This is a genomic window from Janibacter sp. CoH_79_TC_3 (assembly GCF_058197955.1).
Genome location: NZ_JBXWIV010000002.1, coordinates 250,108 through 268,062, shown reverse-complemented (window position 1 = coordinate 268,062; position 17,955 = coordinate 250,108). Strand labels below are relative to the sequence as shown.

The window sequence follows — 17,955 nt, the reverse complement described above, 5'->3', positions numbered from 1 at the left end:
TTGATGCCTAAAGACTTAAAGCATGCAGGGTTGCCAATGTCGCTAAGGCAACGACAGGCGCGGTTTCGGTACGTAAAATCCTTGAGCCAATTTGCCAAGGTTCAAAACCGATGTCAGCGGCTTTGGCGCATTCATCAGCGCTTAGCCCGCCCTCAGGTCCGATTAATAATTCGATGTAAGGCGCATGTTGTTTTAAAATGATGGGTAGCGCCTCAGGCATCAGGGGTTGTCCTGCTGCTGGCACGCTAAGTTGCAGACGTAAATCTGCTGGTTGCTGTAATACTTGGTAATAAGCATCTTTACTTAGCTCAGTTACTATAGAGCTAACTACCATTGCTTTTTCGATAGTTGCTATATTTAATAGCCAGTCATCAATCGATAATGGCGCGAGAATAAGCGGCGGGCGATTAAGTCCGCATTGCTCACAGGCAGCGATGGCAACTTGCTGCCAATGTGCCAGTTTTTTCTCTACTTGCGCAGGTTTTAGGTTGACCTCGCCATGATGGCTACTAAGCAACTGAATAGCGGTAACGCCAAGCTCAGTAGATTTTTGAATGGCATAATCCATACGTTCACCGCGACTCATCACTAGCCCAATTTTCGTCAATATAGCGGCATTGCGGTCAGTTTTTACGTGCGCCAATAACGTTGCAGAGGCGTATTTTTTGCTGATGGTATTTAGCTGTACCTGATATTCACCGCCAAAACCGTCAAATAAAATGCCTTTATCGCCGATATTAGCGCGCAATACACGGCACCAATGATTGACGATGTTTTCGGTCAACTCGACGTTAGCACCGATAGTTAAGGTACTAAGTTGCGGGTAGGTTGGGGTGTTTTTATCACTGCTGTTACTACTGGTGGCATAAAAGAAACGTCGCAAAGTTACTTATTCCTATAATTTAATCATATTGTTTTGAAATATATTAGCAGAATATCATTTGAGTGGGTAAAGGGATTATCTTTAGTAGAATTTGCATAAGTGCAATTCCCATAGCAAAAAGACTGGCGCTCCTAAGAACGCCAGTCATTAAGCAATACATTCAATAAATATTTAAGCAATCAAACCTAACGCTTCGACTAAGCGCTTGTTTGGCTCAACCTTATTCATGCTATAAAAATGCATGGCAGGGACGCCCTCGGCAATCAATCGCTCACATAAACGATAAACGACATCAAAGCCGAACTCGCGAATAGCAGTACGGTCATCGCCAAAGTCAGCCAAGCGCTTACGCACATAACGTGGAATATCAGCGCCACAGCTATCGGCAAAGCGTACTAAATTGCTTGAGTTGGTAATCGGCATAATGCCAGCGACCAATGGCTGTGCAACCGTATCAATGCCGCGTTTTTCTAAGCTATCACGCAGATATAAATAGCTATCAGCATTATAGAAAAACTGGGTAATTGATGCGTTGGCACCAGCTTTGTATTTATTGACCAAATTCTCAACATCAAGCTCAAAGCTACGCGCTTGTGGATGCATTTCAGGATAGGCTGCGACCTCAATACGGAAGTGATCACCTGAATATTCGCGAATAAACTTAACCAAGTCTAACGCAAACGGCAGTTCCCCCATGCCCACTTGCCCCGATGGCAAGTCACCACGTAGCGCGACCAAGCGCTTGATGCCCAAACTCTTATAAAGATCGAGCAATTCAGCAATTTCACTTTTATCATCGCCGATACAAGACATATGCGGCGCAATATCCGTGTTACCGCGCGCGCACAGGGCTTGAACGATATCTAAAGTGCGACTACGGGTTGAACCCCCAGCACCATAGGTCACTGAAAAGTACGCAGGTGACAGCTTGTTCAGCTCATCATAGGTGCTGAGTAGCTTTTCGTGTCCTTGTTCGGTTTTGGCGGGGAAAAACTCAAAGGAGATAGCAGGCTTAGTCACAGTCTGGCTCCTTTTAGTATTTATAAGCGTCAGGCTTGAACGGACCTTCGACAGGCACACCCAAATACTCAGCTTGTTTTTCAGTCAGCTTCGTCAAGGTACCGTTAAAGCCTGCAACCATCGCAGCAGCGACTTCTTCGTCTAGTTTCTTTGGTAATACTTTAACGTATAAGTTATCAGCACGCGTATCAGCTGGCAAGTCAGCGAATTTTTCTTCAAACAGATACATTTGCGCCAATACTTGGTTGGCAAATGAGCCGTCCATCACGCGTGATGGGTGACCAGTGGCGTTACCTAAGTTTACTAAGCGACCTTCAGCAAGCAAAATCAGATAATCGTTTTCATCATCTGAGCGGAAAATTTGATGCACTTGTGGCTTAATCTCAACCCAGCGCCAGTTGTCACGCATAAACTGCGTATCAATTTCAGTGTCAAAGTGACCGATGTTACAGACGACCGCGCCAGGTTTTAGCGCAGCTAGCATATGTTTATCACAAACATGATAGTTGCCGGTAGTCGTGACAATCATGTCTGTATCTTCAAGCAGACGGGTATTGATGTTTTCTGCGCCGCCAGTGTTATCGCCATTGATGTAAGGTGATAATACTTCAAAGCCGTCCATACAGGCCTGCATAGCACAGATAGGATCAACTTCTGAGACACGGACAATCATGCCTTCTTGACGTAAGCTTTGCGTAGAGCCTTTACCTACATCGCCATAACCGATTACTAAAGCGCGACGACCAGCAAGGAACATGTCAGTTGCACGTTTAATAGCGTCGTTTAAGCTATGACGGCAGCCGTATTTATTGTCGTTTTTAGACTTAGTAACAGCATCGTTAACGTTGATAGCCGGTACTTTTAGCGTGCCTTTATTGAGCATTTCAACCAGACGATGGACGCCTGTAGTAGTCTCTTCTGAAATACCATGGATGTTATCAAGTAGCTCTGCATAATCATTATGAATCAAAGCGGTCAAATCGCCGCCGTCATCCAAGATTAAGTTGGCATCCCAAAGCTGACCTGACTCTTCGCCGCCAACGTGGATTTGTTGACGCAAGCACCACTCGTACTCTTCTTCGGTTTCGCCTTTCCAAGCATATACAGAGATGCCAGCAGCAGCAATCGCAGCAGCAGCATGGTCTTGAGTTGAGAAGATATTACATGAGGTCCAGCGTACTTCAGCACCTAGCGCGACGAGTGTCTCGATAAGTACAGCAGTCTGGATGGTCATGTGGATACAGCCAGCGATTTTTGCGCCTTTAAGCGGTTGATCCGCTTCGTAGCGACGACGCAAACCCATGAGGGCAGGCATTTCAGCTTCAGCAAGGGTGATTTCACGGCGACCATAGTCAGCTAGGCTGATGTCGGCGACTTTATAGTCAGTGAAAGAGGGGTCGATCGTATGGGCAGATGGGGTGTTAGACACTGCGTCCATAATATGCTCCTATCAGTGGTTAAGGTATGATAAAAAGAATAATAGCGCAGGTGCCGTTGTTATGCTGTCAAAGACTAGAGTGACCAGTATCAGACAGTTTACCGAGCCTAACATGAGGAATTAATCAGCTTATTTTGTTTATAGAGCACAAACGTAAGTATCAATTCATATGGTGCAACACCTCTCGGAGGGTGATTATTGTAATAGATAGCGGTTAATTTGTCACCTATTGGCTAATATAAATGGTAAGTGCTTGAGTCATAAAAAAAGGCCATCGATAGATAGCCTTGATTATTTATATATAAGTTCTGACTTTTACCCAATAAGCTTAAAACCAGTTATAGGTAAGTGAGGTGAAATAACTGGTACCTTCAGTGGCATAGACGTTACCAAATTGGCTTGAAAGCGTATAGTCTTCATCAGTGATATTATCTACCCGCAAGTTGGCGCGAAGATTAGGATTAATATAAACAGCGCCACTCAAATTAAGCAACGTGTAACTATCAAGTTTATTGTTTTCGGCTGTGACTCTATCATCCGTATGTTTGGCTTCGAGGCGAACATCGAACATAGGCTGCTGATAACCGATATAAATCAAACCGCTATTTTTAGGACGGTAGGCAAGTTGTTGATCATAGTTGGCACTGTTTGCGGTTTTGTTTTTCGCATCTAGATAGTCATAACCCAAACCAAAGATAAAGGCATTCATATTCCAATCTGAGGTCAAACTCAACCCTTTGATTTTTGCTTCATTGATGTTGCTACCGTTTGCAATCAAGTCTTCTGCATCTGTGTAATAGCCTGTCAATCTTGAGGTCTGAGCGTCATTAGCATATTCAACGAATACTTCAGTATTTTTCGTTCTTTCAGGTTTTAGGTTCGGATTTTCATACCCTGGGAAGTATAAGTCATTAAAGGTCGGTGCACGAAATCCGGTCGCATAGTTGGCACCGATTCGCATGCCGGCTAACGGACGTATAGCCGCTCCTAAGTTGTAGGTGCTTTCATTACCATATTGCGAGTTGTCATCTACACGGTAGTTGGCTTGCAGGTCGTAATAAGTGTCTGCCAACTGATAACCAACGAAGGCACTTTTGACCGTTCTGTCGTCAGGGTCATAAGGGGTTTGCACAGCAGGATTAGGATAACCTGAAAAATCTAAAACATCTGATGCGTCTAATTTTTGTGACAACCATTCTGCCCCGATGATAACGGTACCAGGTTGCGCGTTAATGCTGGTCTCTAAGCGTGCCTGCTCTTGTGTGGTATCGAACTGACTGCCTTCTTGATAATTGATAGAGTTGGCGTCATGAGAAGTCGATTTATCGATACTTTGACCGTAACTAAGTTTACTGAGCGTCAAAGGCGTTTTATATTGAAGATAAGCATTTGCACTGCCATTTTTTTGATCTGAATAGGCATTCGGAAAAGCGTTTCCTGCCGAGTCAATATCAGTGGTAGAGTCAGTATACAATGCACTCAGACCCGCGCTTAGCGAATCTGAAAGCTTATGCTGCAATGCCAAACTGGCGTTGGTAGATTTAAAGCCATCATCGTCCGCGTTATAATCATAAGACTCGGGGTTGGCTATCACGTTAAAGCCGTCTGTTTCGTTGCGACTGACACCTAAGCTCAATGATGAAGTGTCATTTTTAAGCTGACCTGTTACGCCTACTTGGTAGTGATTGTTACTACCATAACCAACGCTAGTAGAAACATTGGATTTATCAACGCTATTGCCCTTAGTAAAGATTTGAATGACACCGCCCATGGCGTCAGAACCATAAATACTAGAACCTGAAGCGCCGTATAAAATTTCGATGCGATCAAGTTGATCTGCTGATAATAAATTTAGAGAGGGGCTACCTAAAGAGATAGAACCATAGCGTATCCCATCGATAATTACCAAGACTTGCTTGCTATCAAAGCCACGCATATAAAAATTACTGGCTGTACCCATACCGCCACTTTGCGTAATATTAATACCAGGCTGGTTTTTTAATACATCAGTAACTGTCTGACCTTGATAACGTTGTAGCTCTTCACTATCAATAACCCGCGTTTGGGCAATCACATTACTGGTTTTAGTCGGCGTACGCGTCGCTGTCACGACGATTTTATCAAGCTCAACTTGTGGCAGCTCGCTATCATTGATAACGCTAATATCAACAGTCGCTGCTGTGGCACTCATAGCAAATACGCCTAAAGCACTTAAGATACATAATCGCAGATAGGTGGTCGAAGATGAACGTGGTAAAGCCATATTTAATTCCAAAGTTTAATGACAAATCGAACGAAGTAAAAAGTTACAGAAGCGAGAGTCTAAAAGTAAAAAGTTACAAAAAGTAATACGAATATTACATAAGCTTATTATCTATAAAATTAGCAAACTTATAAACCACTTTGTCCTAATATTTATTCAGCATACGCTGAGTGGCGCTCATGATGAATGAGGGTTTCTTTGAGTTGCTTAGCCATTCCTAGTATTTTTTAGTCTTTCATATGGTCATCAACTGCATTAAAAGCAGGCACTACGGTAAGCAGCAATAAAAACATGCAATCAAACGCATTGCTGTGATTAATAATTGCTATTATAGTGGCAAATTTCATTTATTTTCTGTGCTGCCATTCATAAAGCTAAGAGGTTTGTTTTGTCTATTCAGCGTCATCTGAGTGCTCGTACTGCGCCACCTTCATTATTTTCATCTATAAAAACAAAAACACCACTTATGATAATGGTGTTTTTGTTCGCGATGATATTGAGCGTATTAAGCGTGGTTTTTTCACATAGTGCAGTTGCTGCCGAAGCTAGCATACTAGGTGTAGGTGGTCAAACTGAAGAGGCGGTAAATGCATCGACACCAGATTCTTTCGGACGTGACACGCCGCGCCATACAGTGCAAGGCTTCATTAAAGCATTGGGTGATAATGACTATTTGCTAGCAAGTAATTATTTAAATTTATCCAAGTCTGATAATCCAACCACTATTGTGCGCCAGTTTAAGCAAGCACTAGATGCTGGCGGACGTTTTCAGCCTGATTTGCAAATTAATAATACGCCTGAGGGTAATTTAAGCGATCAGCTACCGCCAAGCCAAGAAAACGTAGGCGTGATTAATATCGGTGATAAAAGCGTGCCGCTGCTGCTCGAAAGAGTTGTATCTAAACAAGGCGAGCAGTATTGGCAGTTCTCAAACGATACACTCAGCTCAATACCAGAAGTGATAGAAAATTACCAGCCGACGCTGGTTTCGCGCTACACCATTGACTCATTAGATGGTAAAAAGCTATTTGGCTATCAAATTTCCGATATATTTGCGGCATTAGCCATTATTGTCAGTAGTTTTATCCTCACTTACATTCTGGTTTGGCTGCTATATCATCTATTAAAACTGCTTTATCCTCGCGTTCGAAGTGAGACGTTACCTCTACCTGATAATGTCATATTGCCAATGACCGTCGTCATCATGGCACTGATATTGTCCGAGGTGATGGTTTATGCTGGCATATCAGTGACATTGCGTGAGCCGATTAAACGCTTTAGCGATATTGCCTCTTGGGTGGCGACGACGTGGCTATTATTGCGCGTCATCGACTCGATATTCACGCGTGCGGTCAATTTAAGTTATAAGAAAAACTATACTGAGCGTGTCTCTATCTTGGGTCTAATGCGTAAGGTAGTTAAAGCGCTGTTATTGATATTTGCCGTTATTGTCATCTTCGGTAATTTAGGCTTTGATTTGACCACAGGTATTGCCGCACTTGGGGTCGGTGGTTTAGCCTTGGCACTGGGTGCACAAAAGACGATTGAAAACTTGGTCGGTAGTGTGGTGGTGGTGGCAGATTCGCCGGTACGCATCGGTGACTACTGTAGTTTCGGCTCTCAATCGGGTACGGTTATTGATATCGGTATTCGCTCATCACGGGTGCGTACGCTGAACCGTACGATTGTCACTGTGCCTAATAGTGACTTCTCATCGATGCAAATCGAGAATTATACTTCACGTGATATGTTTCATTTTTTACATAACTTATATATCAAGCGCAATGCTGATATTGATGTTGTCTTTAACATGGTCAAGAAATTAGATCAATTTTTGGACGATCACGAACTGACCAATCAAGAGTGGAATCAGGCCAATATTTTGGAGTTGCGTCAAGACTGCTACGTTATCCAACTACGCGCTTATATTAATGCTGTCGATTCGATAGAGTTTTATGGCAAACAAGATAGCTTGTTGGTTGATGTTCTAACCCTTGTCAAAAAATACGATGTTGAGCATGCGCTACCGACGCAGCAACTGATTGTCAATCAAGCTGAGCTTGAGCCTCAAATGCAAAATGACATTGATGACATTGATGATGCTAATAATAATGGTACTGAGCCAGCAGAAGGTAATTTAAGCACTGATAGCAACAATGATAATATCAATCCTAATAGTGATGAGCAGAATGGGATTGATTTAAGCAAAGAGGCGGACAAAACCAAGTACGATAAAGCTGCTGCAATTCAGGAAAATGGCAAAGCCGAGAATGAAAAAGTTGCAGATGAGAAATTTAGTATCGATAGAGAGCGAATCCGTAAGAGAAAAGCATTGGTAAAAAATAAGTTTAAACGTGCCAAAAGAAAATTTGGTTTTTCTATTTGGAATCAGCCTTAGTATTTTATGGGGCAGTTTTGCTTGAAATTTATTAGATATTTTATGAATTAGGTGGTTATCAAAGTATGGTTTATAAAAATACGGCTTATAAAAGCATTACTTATAAAGGCATAGCGGTTTTTTGACGTAAGAAACCATAGTATTGCCATAGCAATAAGCTGGCAGCGCTACGATGCGGTGACCAATCTTGGGTTAGGTTTTTTAATTGTTTTGGCGTTGGGCGTTCCGCTAACCCTAATAAATCCATCGCTGCGACTTTAATCGCTAAATCATCGACTGCCAGCACATCGGCGCGTTTTAATGAAAACAGCAGATACATCTCAGCCGTCCAGCGCCCAATACCGATAACGGCAGTCAAGGTTTTGATAACTTCCTCATCGGTTAGGGTTTCTAACGCGGCAAAATCTATATCGTGCTCGACCAAAGAGCGCGTATAACGAATTTTCTGCTTAGAGAGTCCTTGCGCTCGCAAGTCCTCGTCTGTCGCGGCATGAATCGCTGCCGGCGTCGTCAAACCTCTATCTACCAAACGTTGCCAAATACTGGCTGCCGCCGCTACAGACAACTGTTGCCCAACTATCGCTCTCATTATCTGTGTGAATCCGCCAGCATTATGAGCAAGTCAGGCAGGCCGACTTGCTCATAAACAGGCGAAAATCTTGGTTCGATAATAATCAAAGCAGTGATATGCGCTGATAATTCTTTAACGTTTTCAATGGTTTGTATGGTCATAATAGAATCACTTAAACGATGAGAAAGTATTGTTATAAAAGTAATAGAGATGTTTGTTTAGAGCAGGCTATTAGCACTTATCATTAAAATTGGCTCTTAAAGCCTATTATTAAAAAAGGATGTTAAAGTTTTTCATTAAAGATTTTATCAAAGAAAGCTACGATTGATGGATATAGAAAAGGACTGCCACTTGCAGTCCTTTTTATTTCGATACTAAGCTAAAACTAAAAACTACTCGCCATCATTTTTAGGCTTCTTAAGTAAGACTAATACTGCGCCATTACCACCATCTTTAGGCGGGGCAGAGCAAAATGCCAATACTTCTGGTAGTTGACGCAACCAACCATTGACGCAAGTTTTTAAAATAGCTTCACTGCCTTTACCATGGACGATTTTTACCATGGTCTCATTGTTTTGTTTCGCTTGGCTTAGTAGTTGGGTCATCGCCACGCGTGCTTCTTCAATGGTGCAGCCATGAATATCTACCGCGTCATACCAACGTAGCTTGCCTTTTTTGAGTTGATCAAAGATTTTATTTTGCAAGGTTGGCTGCTTATAAGACAAATAGGCTTCAGCAGCGACCGGATTGAGTAATGCTTGCATATCTGACAGGCCTGCGCCCAAGTCACTTGCTTCACTACCTTGAGCTGCGGCACGTTTTGATAACGTTGCGGCGTCAAGTTTGCCAGCTTTTGAGGCATTGGCAGGCGAGCGTACATTTTTATCTTCTAATTGATTGACGCCATGCATCGCTTGCATAAATAGCACTTTATCGTCATCGATATGTTCGCTATCTAATTGCTTGACCGTTTTTTTAACTTGTTTTTGCGTCAACAGTGAGACAGGTTCGGTTGGCTTTTCATTGTCGCCATCTGCTGAGTTGGTATCATGACCTTTACTCAGTTGCCCTTTAAGCTCTTTTAGTTGGTCTTGCATTTCTTTTGAAAACAGAGAGTTTGACATAATAGTTAACGTATCGTTGGTGAGTGAATGAGGTATTTATTAGATATCTTAAAGCTATCTAATCTTAAATTAAGATTTTTCAGTTACTTTTTTAATTACTTTACGCCTGTGCTGCGACGCTCGCAAGTAAGGATTGTAATGCTTGCCCGGGATGTTCAGTTTTCATAAATTGCTCACCGATTAAAAAGTGCTGAATATCGTTATTGAGCATCAAACGAATATCATCACTGCTATGGATACCACTTTCGGTGACGATAAGCGGCGACGTCTTTGGTAACAGCGTGCTGCTATCAACATCAGCTGCTAAGGCATCGATTAATATATTTTTTAGCTCAAGCGTGGTTTGCAAATCGACGTTAAAGGTATTTAAGTCGCGATTATTGATGCCATAGATGTTGTGTGCTGAGCGGGGCAGTTGTAATGCGCGCTCAAGCTCAGACTTGGTATGAACTTCAATCAACACATCCATACCAAGCTCGATGCTCAGTGCATGCAGTGCTTGCACTTGGTCGTCATCAAGACAGGCCATAATTAGTAAGATGCAATCGGCACCCATCAAGTAAGATTGGTAAATCTGATATACATCGACCATAAAATCTTTGCGTAATATCGGCAAGCTGCAGGATTCGCGTGCTTGGATTAAGTAGCTGTCATCACCTTGGAAATAATCACGGTCGGTGAGCACCGACAGACAACTGGCACCGGCTTGCTCATATTGCTTAGCAAACAGCGCTGGCGCAAAGTTATGATTGATAACACCTTTAGAAGGTGAAGCTTTTTTAATCTCAGCAATGATACCAATATCAGCGCTGCGCAAAGCATTAGCAAAACCGCGACGGGACTGTGTATCAGCGGCAACTTGCGCTTTTAATACCTCAAGTGATACTGCCGCACAAGCAGCGACCACTTCCTCATGTTTAGTAGCGACAATACGCTGCAACACTGAAGGAATAGAAGTATCTGATTTTAGATTGGCGGTCATGGCTATCTTCCGTTATTTGGTAAAAAAATTAGGGAAACAATTAAGCAAATAAATTAAAGCTGCATAAATAGTTGCGATTAACAGGATTATGCGTAAAGTATTTTTTTAAATCTAATTTTATCAAGCTTCAGTGGCTAATTGCTGTGTATATTTGGCCAAGTCATCAAGCTTAATTAAAGCGTCTCCATTTTGAATGACTTTTTGTGCGCGGCTCACGCCATTTGGATAGTTGCTCGCAAGACCCGCAGTATATATTGCCGCACCAGCATTTAACGCAATCATATCACGGGCTTTTAGGACAGCGCGGTCATTAGTGTCCGTGCCTGATAAAGCGGCACGAATAAGAGCCAAGCTTTGTTCTGGAGAATCTACATCAAGCCCGATAAGAGTTTGTGATTCAACGCCAGCATCTTCTGGCATCATCTCATAAACAGAGATTTCACCATCTTTTAACTCAGCTACCGTGGTCGAGGTCGCAAGACTGATTTCATCCAAACCATCTTTTGCACCGACCACCATCACATGGCGCGCGCCCAGATTTTTCATCACTTTTGCCAAAGGTTCACATAACTGCGCGGTAAAGACGCCGATGACAAGATTTGGCGTACCAGCAGGGTTGGTCAGTGGACCTAAAATATTAAAAATCGTCCGTGCTTTTAGCTCACGGCGTACCGGGTTGGCGTAGCGCATCGCACTATGATGGTTGGGTGCAAATAAGAAACCAATACCTTGATTTTCAATACACTGCTGCGCTTGTTCGGGTGTTAAGGATAGGCTAATACCTGCTTGCTCAAGTAAATCCGAGCTACCAGATTTGGTCGAAACGCCGCGGTTACCATGCTTAGCAACTTGGGCACCCGCTGCGGCTGCTACCAATGCTGCTGCTGTAGACACATTAAATAAATTGGCACCATCGCCGCCAGTACCGACGATATCAACCATATAACGACAGTCTTTTGGGTTGATATTAGCGGCTAAAGCACGCATGGCACTCGCTGAGGCCGTAATCTCATCGATTGATTCGCCTTTCATACGCAGACCGGTCAAAATCGCTCCCATCATGGCATCGCTACATCTGCCTTGCATAATGATGAGCATCACTTGATACATCTCATCAAAAGTTAAATCAATATGCTGAAAAATTCTGCCTAAAGCGGTGGTCAGGAGCTTATGAATATTTTCATCTGACAGCTGATTGATATCCTCAACAGCTTGCTGGGTTTGGCTAATTTGCTTACTCTTATTAATTTGTTCCATCATTGATTTTTCATCCTGCATAGAGGCAGAGGTCATAATATTCTCACTTATTATTATCTTTTATAATTATCGTATAAATTGATTAGGTTAAATAAAGCGCGTTGTTTAAAACAGCTATCCTACTTGTGGGAGCTCATCTGGACCTATTACTGATAAATGATGCGCTTGCAAAAAGTTATTCAGCAGTTGATAACCTGCTTCGCTTAAAATCGATTCAGGATGAAACTGAACGCCTTCAATCGCAAACTCACGGTGACGAATGCCCATGATGGCTTCGATGCTGCCATCCGCATTTTGTGTCCAAGCACTGATTTCAAAGCATTCTGGTAAGGTTGCTTGATCAATCACCAGCGAGTGATAACGGGTAAACTGGGCTGGATTGAGCAAATTGACAAACGCGCCTTGTCCATGATGATAAATAGCGGATAAACGCCCGTGCATCACCTCGCTTGCTTTCACAACTTTGCCGCCAAACGCTTGGCCGATTGCCTGATGGCCCAAGCAAATACCTAATATCGGGATAATACCTTTAAAAGTATCAATCACTTCTAATGAGATACCGGCACTGTCAGGGTCGCAAGGTCCTGGGCCGATAACAATCATAGCAGGGGCAAGTGCTTTAATCTCATCAATGCTGATCTCATCATTACGCCAAACCCTGATGTCCTGCTGCAATTCGCCGAAGTACTGTACAATATTGTAGGTAAAGCTGTCGTAATTATCGATCATCAAAATCATTATATGTTCAACTTAATATGTTCCACTTAGTGTCTTCAACTCTTTGATTTGCGGATACTTTACCGCTTTTCGCTTAGTTATGGTGATCTATTTATTGCCATTTATGATGCTAAACCACCTTTATGGTGCTAAATCTTATGGTGCTAAATCTTATGGTGCTTAGATATTCTTCGCGATGTTATTTTGAGCGTCGTTATCTTAACACTATTTTGCTATCTATCAAATGGAGCGACGCCGCACGCTGATGGGTGGTAAATGCACTATAAAAGTGCGTTTTCTAGGTGGTGCTTTCTAATTATTGCGCTTTTATAGGGCGTTATCTGTGATAATGAATGACTGCAGTGGATAGCTAGATATAATAATTGCTATACAAATTACTTGTTAATATAGAAATGTATGATTGCTAAGTAATTGTATTTACTGTAAAAATAATAATGTATGGCTTTGTATTATATTGGAGGTTTTATAGCTGTACTAAGCATTGGCATAGCAGTTGCACCCATAATCAGTATAAGTAACTAACGTTAGAGACAATGCCCTACGAAGTAATGTAGCGTTATTTATTAATATGCATTTGAAGAGTTCAGCATTATGAGTCAGATGTTGCTAAAATAGCTTCTGCTTGTATTCGGTTAAGAAAATTACCGTTAAGAGTAAAGAGCCATACTGAGTAAATAACGCTGATAACACCGATTTTCTAGAATCTAATATTTTAATCCTGAGTTTTAATTTCAGTACCATGATAACCATAAAGGAAACTATCCATGTCGAATAAACTACTTGAACTTATTGAATCATCCAATGCCAAATGGGTTGATTTTCGTTTCACCGATACCCGCGGTAAAGAGCATCACATGACTTTTCCGGCGCACAGCGTTGATGAAGAAGTCATGGAAGATGGTAAAATGTTTGACGGTTCATCGATTGCTGGCTGGAAAGGTATCGAAGCCTCCGATATGATTTTGCGCCCTGATCCAGAAACCGCCTTTATCGACCCGTTTTTTGACGCAGTTACCGTGGTTGTGACCTGTGACATTATCGAGCCATCAACGCTACAAGGCTATGATCGTGACCCACGCTCTATCGCTCGCCGTGCTGAAGAGTATTTAAAATCGACTGGCATTGGCGACACGGCTTTTTTTGGTCCTGAGCCTGAGTTTTTTGTATTTGATGAAGTGAAATGGTCGGTCAACATGTCTGGCGTCAGCCATGAAATCGTCGCTGAAGAAGCCGCTTGGTCGACCAATAAAGACTATGAGTGGGGCAACATGGGCCATCGCCCGCGCGTTAAGGGTGGCTATGTACCAGTACCGCCGGTTGATAGCTCACAAGATATGCGTGCGGTGATGTGCGATCGTATCGAAGATATGATTGGCGAAGGTTGCATTGAGGTGCATCATCATGAAGTCACTCCTTGCCAGCTAGAGATTGGCGTTGCTTTTAATACGTTAGTTCGTAAGGCGGATGAAGTACAAAAGCTAAAATATGCTGTCCATAATGTTGCTCATCAGTTTGGTAAAACCGCAACCTTTATGCCAAAACCTATCGTTGGTGATAATGGTTCTGGCATGCACGTGCATATTTCTATCTCAAAAGACGGCGTCAATACTTTCTCAGGTGATGAATATGCTGGTCTTTCAGAAACCGCGCTATACTTTATCGGCGGTGTTATCAAACATGCGCGTGCATTAAATGCGATTACCAACCCATCGACCAACAGCTATAAGCGCCTAGTGCCACATTATGAAGCGCCTATCAAGCTTGCGTATTCAGCGTCTAATCGTTCAGCCTCTATCCGTATTCCGCACGTTAGTAGCCCAAAAGCGGTACGTGTTGAAGCACGTTTCCCTGATCCAGCAGCCAACCCATACCTAGCGTTTGCGGCGTTGCTCATGGCAGGTCTTGACGGTATTCAAAACAAGATGCATCCAGGCGAAGCCGCTGATAAAAACTTGTATGACTTGCCACCAGAAGAAGAAGCACTCATTCCAACGGTTGCTGAAAACTTAGAAGTGGCGCTACAGGCGTTAAAAGATGATCATGAGTTCTTATTAAAAGGTGACGTATTCACTAAAGAGATGTTAGAAGCTTACATTGCGCTGAAGCAAGAAGAAGTGCAGCGTGTCAACATTACTGTACATCCTGTTGAGTTTGACTTGTACTATAGCTGCTAATCTATAGTTCACACGCTAAATTCTCGATAAACAAAAAACCAGTTAAGTAATTCTTAGCTGGTTTTTTTTGTTCAATCAAAGTGCGAGTTTAATTGGTCAACTTAGTATGAAGTCATTGCTGATTTAATGTTAAAAATATCGCATAATGGTTTCATCTATATATTAATAATAAATATCTACTAGGCTAACTGACTATGATTGCATCATTAAAAAGAACTATTTTCAATAAAAGGTTACCGCTAAGTTTGCTGACAGGGCTAGTCATTTGCACAGCCAGTGTCTACGCACCGATGGCAAATGCCGCCGCTATTTACAAGGTTGTCGATGAGAAGACTGGTCAAGTGACCTTTACCGACCGACCGCAGAACTATGAGCAGCAAGCAGGCAAGCAAATTAGCCAGACCAGTGTGATGACTGCTAATGATAGTGTGGCTGCAAATAGTTCTAGTCAAACAAGTAATACGAATAATCAGCCTGTCAGTACCATCCAAGCGCCTGCTGCGGCTAGCACCACTCCTAACAGTGATTCAACCGCTAATAAAGCGCCCATTAATTATCAGCTGACGATGACAGAGCCTAGCGAAGAGCGGGCGTATCGTCGTCCCGTACAAAGTATTGAGGTAAAGGTGCTAGTAAAACCGGCACTACAAGCAGGCGATAGTGTCAGCATTTACTTAGATGGTAACGAGGTGGCGCAAGGTTTAAGCGCTTCGATTGCAACCGTTGATATTTTGCCGGGTACGCATAGCGTAAAAGCTGTGCTAAAAAATAAAAAGGGTCAGGTAGCAAAACAGGTAGAGCGTACCGTCTATGTCATCCAAAATACGCAAACCTTGCAAAATAAGAAAAAAATAGCAGAGCAATTATTGGCTTATCAGCGCCTGCCTTGGAATCAAAAAGTACTATTAAAAATGCGTCAAGATGGCAAACAACCGAATATGTTGTCATTTACTAAGCCAGTAGTTGATAAACCCATGACACTTGAAGAACCGGTAAAAAAATAACTTTGGGTCACTTTGTTAAATATTAATAATAAAAGGTTAGCGGTAATACATTAATAATAATTCATAGACATAAAATAAGGGCAATCACTGAAAGCAGTGATTGCCCTTATCTATAGAAGTTAGCAATAATATCTATTGCTTAATCCATTAAATATCCATTTATTTTGTTAATTCAATCGTGCCATTAGCAGTCACTGAAATGGTGCTATTGCCAGACTCAAAGCTTTGGCTTGGTACTGAATCACTTACAGATTCAGCTTTCATGTTCATCGCGCTATACATAGGGCGCGGATAGTTGCTGCCGGTATTTAGATTGACAGTGACGACACGATAGCTGCGTGCATCCCATGCACGAGTCAGGTTTTTGGCCTGCTGTTGAAAGGCGCGTGAAGCATCGGTCATAAGCTTTTGCTCTAGCGCATCTTTTTTAGCATCTGAAACCCCAAAGTTTAGATTTTCCATGACTAAGGTTTGTTGTAAGTCTGCAATCAGCTGGCTGGTCGCCGCAAAGTCGGTGCTCTTTAAGTCGATGCTGGCTTGTCCAGTCCAACCAATGATTTTGTCATTTTTATCGTAGCGCGGGTAGGTGCGCTGCTGACCGGTACTGACTGTCACGCTAGGATAGCGTTTGGCGATTTTCATGGCGTTATTGATAGAGGTATTAAGCGTGGTCGCTAGCGTTTTAGCATCTGATGCCTGCGCTTTTTTATACATACTGGCGCGAACTTCGTCATTCTGAATTTCTTCTTTGACTTCTGTCTGAAAAGTCAGCTGATCGTAGCCTGTGGGTTCTGCATGGGCGCTACCCATCATCGCTGTTAATAAGGCAGCGGTGCCTGTAGCAAGTACTGCTTTGTTCATCCAAGTATTTCTCATAGCTATCTCCTAATAAGTGGTAATCATATTTGTGCGAGGTGTATGGTTATAAAACTCACTTTTATATGAGGGTTTTTTGTATTGGTTTTTATTCAATATACCCTGACTAAAATAGCAAAAAATAAACCAATTGCTGTGAGAATTTTGTCATTTAAGTTGCTGCTTAGATTTGGTTACATCGTTACTTGTGCGCAGTAAGTGGAGAGATTGTTTATCGCCTAAAGCAAACAGTTTGACGATGGGGGTTGTAATAATAAAAAATTCTTGTATAATCTGCAACTGGTGGCTCCATTGGTAGCCTCGCAACATTGTTCTATGAACCCCGCCAGGACCGGAAGGTAGCAACGGTAATAGTTATGATGTGTGCCGAGGATGTGCTTTTGGAGTCGCTTTTTTTTGCCTAAAATTTGCTGATACTCCTGCTATATCGTCTCAAAGAGTCAAACCTGATAATAAGTCCTTCATCGTAAAGGGCTTTTTTTTCGCCTCCAATTCGCCCGATTTTAAACTTTGAGCCATAAATATGGGTTAAAATACAATGTAGTAACCTTTATTAACAATAATATCAATTATTAATACGAAACGTTTTGGGATCTGTTTATGAAAATGTTTGTTTGGCTGTTCATTGCAGTGGCTGTATTGGTCGTGGTCTTTGGGGTATCCGTTTTTAATAAGCTGGTGCGTGCCCGCAACCAAGCAAAAAATGGCTTTGCACAGATAGATGTACAACTAAAACGTCGTCATGATTTAATTCCAAATTTGGTTGAGACAGCCAAGCGTTATTTAGCGCACGAAGAAGAAACGCTAACACGCGTGATTAGTGCGCGTAATCATGCTCAAAGTCTGCAGGATTCTAGCAAGCATCAGCCAGATTCGCTTGAACACATGGCGCTGTTTGCCAAGGCAGAAGGGATGTTATCTAAAGCATTAGGTCAATTCTCAGCGGTGGTGGAAGCGTATCCTGAGCTAAAAGCGGATAGTATGATTAAAGAGTTGATGGATGAGTTGACCAATACTGAAAACCGGATTGGCTTTGCACGTCAGCATTATAATGACAGCGTGATGTTTTATAACAATGACCGCGAGGTGTTTCCAAATAATCTTGTCAGCAGTACCTTTGGCTTTCGACCACTCAGCCCATTGGTATTTGAAGACAGAAAGGTAATTGCGCAAGCACCTGTCGTTAATATGGGTTGATTTTATATGCATTTAGCTATCGCTAGGTCA

At 42.3% G+C, this 17,955-nt stretch carries 15 protein-coding genes and 1 other RNA gene; 5 read left to right on the top strand and 11 right to left on the bottom strand.

The window, feature by feature from the left end:
- Positions 1-7: 7 nt before the first annotated feature.
- From AC2FA3_RS03230 to AC2FA3_RS03215, 4 genes are all read right to left on the bottom strand, one after another.
- Complete coding sequence (locus AC2FA3_RS03230) at positions 8-883, bottom strand: 16S rRNA (uracil(1498)-N(3))-methyltransferase (protein ID WP_490508287.1); 876 nt, start codon at positions 881-883, stop codon at positions 8-10.
- 171 nt (positions 884-1,054) lie between these two features.
- A complete protein-coding gene (locus tag AC2FA3_RS03225; RefSeq protein WP_490508286.1) occupies positions 1,055-1,903 on the bottom strand; it encodes a methylenetetrahydrofolate reductase in 849 nt (282 codons plus the stop codon).
- A gap of 13 nt (positions 1,904-1,916) precedes the next feature.
- Positions 1,917-3,341 (bottom strand): adenosylhomocysteinase, encoded by a 1,425-nt coding sequence (gene ahcY, locus AC2FA3_RS03220; RefSeq protein ID WP_490508285.1) that lies wholly within the window; start codon positions 3,339-3,341, stop codon positions 1,917-1,919.
- 328 nt (positions 3,342-3,669) lie between these two features.
- Complete coding sequence (locus tag AC2FA3_RS03215) at positions 3,670-5,604, bottom strand: TonB-dependent receptor (protein ID WP_490508283.1); 1,935 nt, start codon at positions 5,602-5,604, stop codon at positions 3,670-3,672.
- Positions 5,605-5,992: 388 nt separating this feature from the next.
- Between AC2FA3_RS03215 and AC2FA3_RS03210 the strand changes: the two genes are divergently transcribed.
- On the top strand, positions 5,993-8,002 hold the full coding sequence (locus tag AC2FA3_RS03210; protein WP_490508282.1) for a mechanosensitive ion channel family protein: 2,010 nt from the start codon (positions 5,993-5,995) through the stop codon (positions 8,000-8,002).
- A gap of 100 nt (positions 8,003-8,102) precedes the next feature.
- Here AC2FA3_RS03210 and AC2FA3_RS03205 read toward each other — a convergent pair whose 3' ends face one another.
- The 6 genes from AC2FA3_RS03205 to AC2FA3_RS03180 all read right to left on the bottom strand — a co-directional run bounded on the left by AC2FA3_RS03205 (position 8,103) and on the right by AC2FA3_RS03180 (position 12,665).
- Complete coding sequence (locus AC2FA3_RS03205) at positions 8,103-8,591, bottom strand: DNA-3-methyladenine glycosylase family protein (protein ID WP_490508281.1); 489 nt, start codon at positions 8,589-8,591, stop codon at positions 8,103-8,105.
- The gene (locus AC2FA3_RS03200; protein WP_490508280.1) at positions 8,591-8,734 is read right to left on the bottom strand and encodes a hypothetical protein; all 144 of its coding nucleotides are present in this window, start codon (positions 8,732-8,734) and stop codon (positions 8,591-8,593) included. The genes AC2FA3_RS03205 and AC2FA3_RS03200 overlap by 1 nt, the downstream gene beginning before the upstream one ends.
- A gap of 231 nt (positions 8,735-8,965) precedes the next feature.
- Positions 8,966-9,697, bottom strand: coding sequence for a Smr/MutS family protein (locus AC2FA3_RS03195; protein ID WP_490508279.1), 732 nt, complete (start codon positions 9,695-9,697; stop codon positions 8,966-8,968).
- A 100-nt stretch (positions 9,698-9,797) separates the two neighbouring features.
- Complete coding sequence (gene trpC, locus AC2FA3_RS03190) at positions 9,798-10,679, bottom strand: indole-3-glycerol phosphate synthase TrpC (RefSeq protein WP_490508278.1); 882 nt, start codon at positions 10,677-10,679, stop codon at positions 9,798-9,800.
- A gap of 120 nt (positions 10,680-10,799) precedes the next feature.
- The gene (gene trpD / locus AC2FA3_RS03185; RefSeq protein WP_490508277.1) at positions 10,800-11,972 is read right to left on the bottom strand and encodes an anthranilate phosphoribosyltransferase; all 1,173 of its coding nucleotides are present in this window, start codon (positions 11,970-11,972) and stop codon (positions 10,800-10,802) included.
- A 78-nt stretch (positions 11,973-12,050) separates the two neighbouring features.
- Positions 12,051-12,665 carry an anthranilate synthase component II gene (locus AC2FA3_RS03180; RefSeq protein WP_490508276.1) on the bottom strand — a complete coding sequence of 205 codons (615 nt, stop codon included), beginning with the start codon at positions 12,663-12,665 and terminating at the stop codon, positions 12,051-12,053.
- Between the two features lie 773 nt (positions 12,666-13,438).
- On the opposite strand from AC2FA3_RS03180, the gene glnA reads away from it, so the two are divergent.
- Together glnA and AC2FA3_RS03170 are read left to right on the top strand one after the other, a co-directional pair.
- Positions 13,439-14,848, top strand: coding sequence for a type I glutamate--ammonia ligase (gene glnA / locus AC2FA3_RS03175; protein ID WP_490508275.1), 1,410 nt, complete (start codon positions 13,439-13,441; stop codon positions 14,846-14,848).
- 194 nt (positions 14,849-15,042) lie between these two features.
- Entirely contained in the window at positions 15,043-15,852 is an 810-nt protein-coding gene (locus AC2FA3_RS03170) for a hypothetical protein (RefSeq protein ID WP_490508274.1), read from the top strand.
- A 159-nt stretch (positions 15,853-16,011) separates the two neighbouring features.
- Here AC2FA3_RS03170 and AC2FA3_RS03165 read toward each other — a convergent pair whose 3' ends face one another.
- Entirely contained in the window at positions 16,012-16,728 is a 717-nt protein-coding gene (locus AC2FA3_RS03165) for an SIMPL domain-containing protein (protein ID WP_490508273.1), read from the bottom strand.
- 289 nt (positions 16,729-17,017) lie between these two features.
- Between AC2FA3_RS03165 and ffs the strand changes: the two genes are divergently transcribed.
- Together ffs and AC2FA3_RS03155 are read left to right on the top strand one after the other, a co-directional pair.
- An RNA gene (ffs, locus tag AC2FA3_RS03160) (signal recognition particle sRNA small type) lies at positions 17,018-17,114 on the top strand.
- A gap of 214 nt (positions 17,115-17,328) precedes the next feature.
- A complete protein-coding gene (locus AC2FA3_RS03155) occupies positions 17,329-17,925 on the top strand; it encodes a LemA family protein (protein WP_490508272.1) in 597 nt (198 codons plus the stop codon).
- Positions 17,926-17,955 lie beyond the last annotated feature (30 nt).

Bases quoted from the DNA above. Each gene is read 5' to 3' on its own strand.
- glnA (WP_490508275.1), top strand. From the start codon at position 13,439: ATGTCGAATAAACTACTTGAACTTATTGAATCATCCAATGCCAAATGG.
- trpD (WP_490508277.1), bottom strand. From the start codon at position 11,972: ATGACCTCTGCCTCTATGCAGGATGAAAAATCAATGATGGAACAAATT.
- AC2FA3_RS03165 (WP_490508273.1), bottom strand. From the start codon at position 16,728: ATGAGAAATACTTGGATGAACAAAGCAGTACTTGCTACAGGCACCGCT.
- ahcY (WP_490508285.1), bottom strand. From the start codon at position 3,341: ATGGACGCAGTGTCTAACACCCCATCTGCCCATACGATCGACCCCTCT.
- AC2FA3_RS03170 (WP_490508274.1), top strand. From the start codon at position 15,043: ATGATTGCATCATTAAAAAGAACTATTTTCAATAAAAGGTTACCGCTA.
- AC2FA3_RS03155 (WP_490508272.1), top strand. From the start codon at position 17,329: ATGAAAATGTTTGTTTGGCTGTTCATTGCAGTGGCTGTATTGGTCGTG.
- AC2FA3_RS03215 (WP_490508283.1), bottom strand. From the start codon at position 5,604: ATGGCTTTACCACGTTCATCTTCGACCACCTATCTGCGATTATGTATC.
- AC2FA3_RS03195 (WP_490508279.1), bottom strand. From the start codon at position 9,697: ATGTCAAACTCTCTGTTTTCAAAAGAAATGCAAGACCAACTAAAAGAG.
- AC2FA3_RS03180 (WP_490508276.1), bottom strand. From the start codon at position 12,665: ATGATCGATAATTACGACAGCTTTACCTACAATATTGTACAGTACTTC.
- AC2FA3_RS03205 (WP_490508281.1), bottom strand. From the start codon at position 8,591: ATGAGAGCGATAGTTGGGCAACAGTTGTCTGTAGCGGCGGCAGCCAGT.
- trpC (WP_490508278.1), bottom strand. From the start codon at position 10,679: ATGACCGCCAATCTAAAATCAGATACTTCTATTCCTTCAGTGTTGCAG.
- AC2FA3_RS03200 (WP_490508280.1), bottom strand. From the start codon at position 8,734: ATGACCATACAAACCATTGAAAACGTTAAAGAATTATCAGCGCATATC.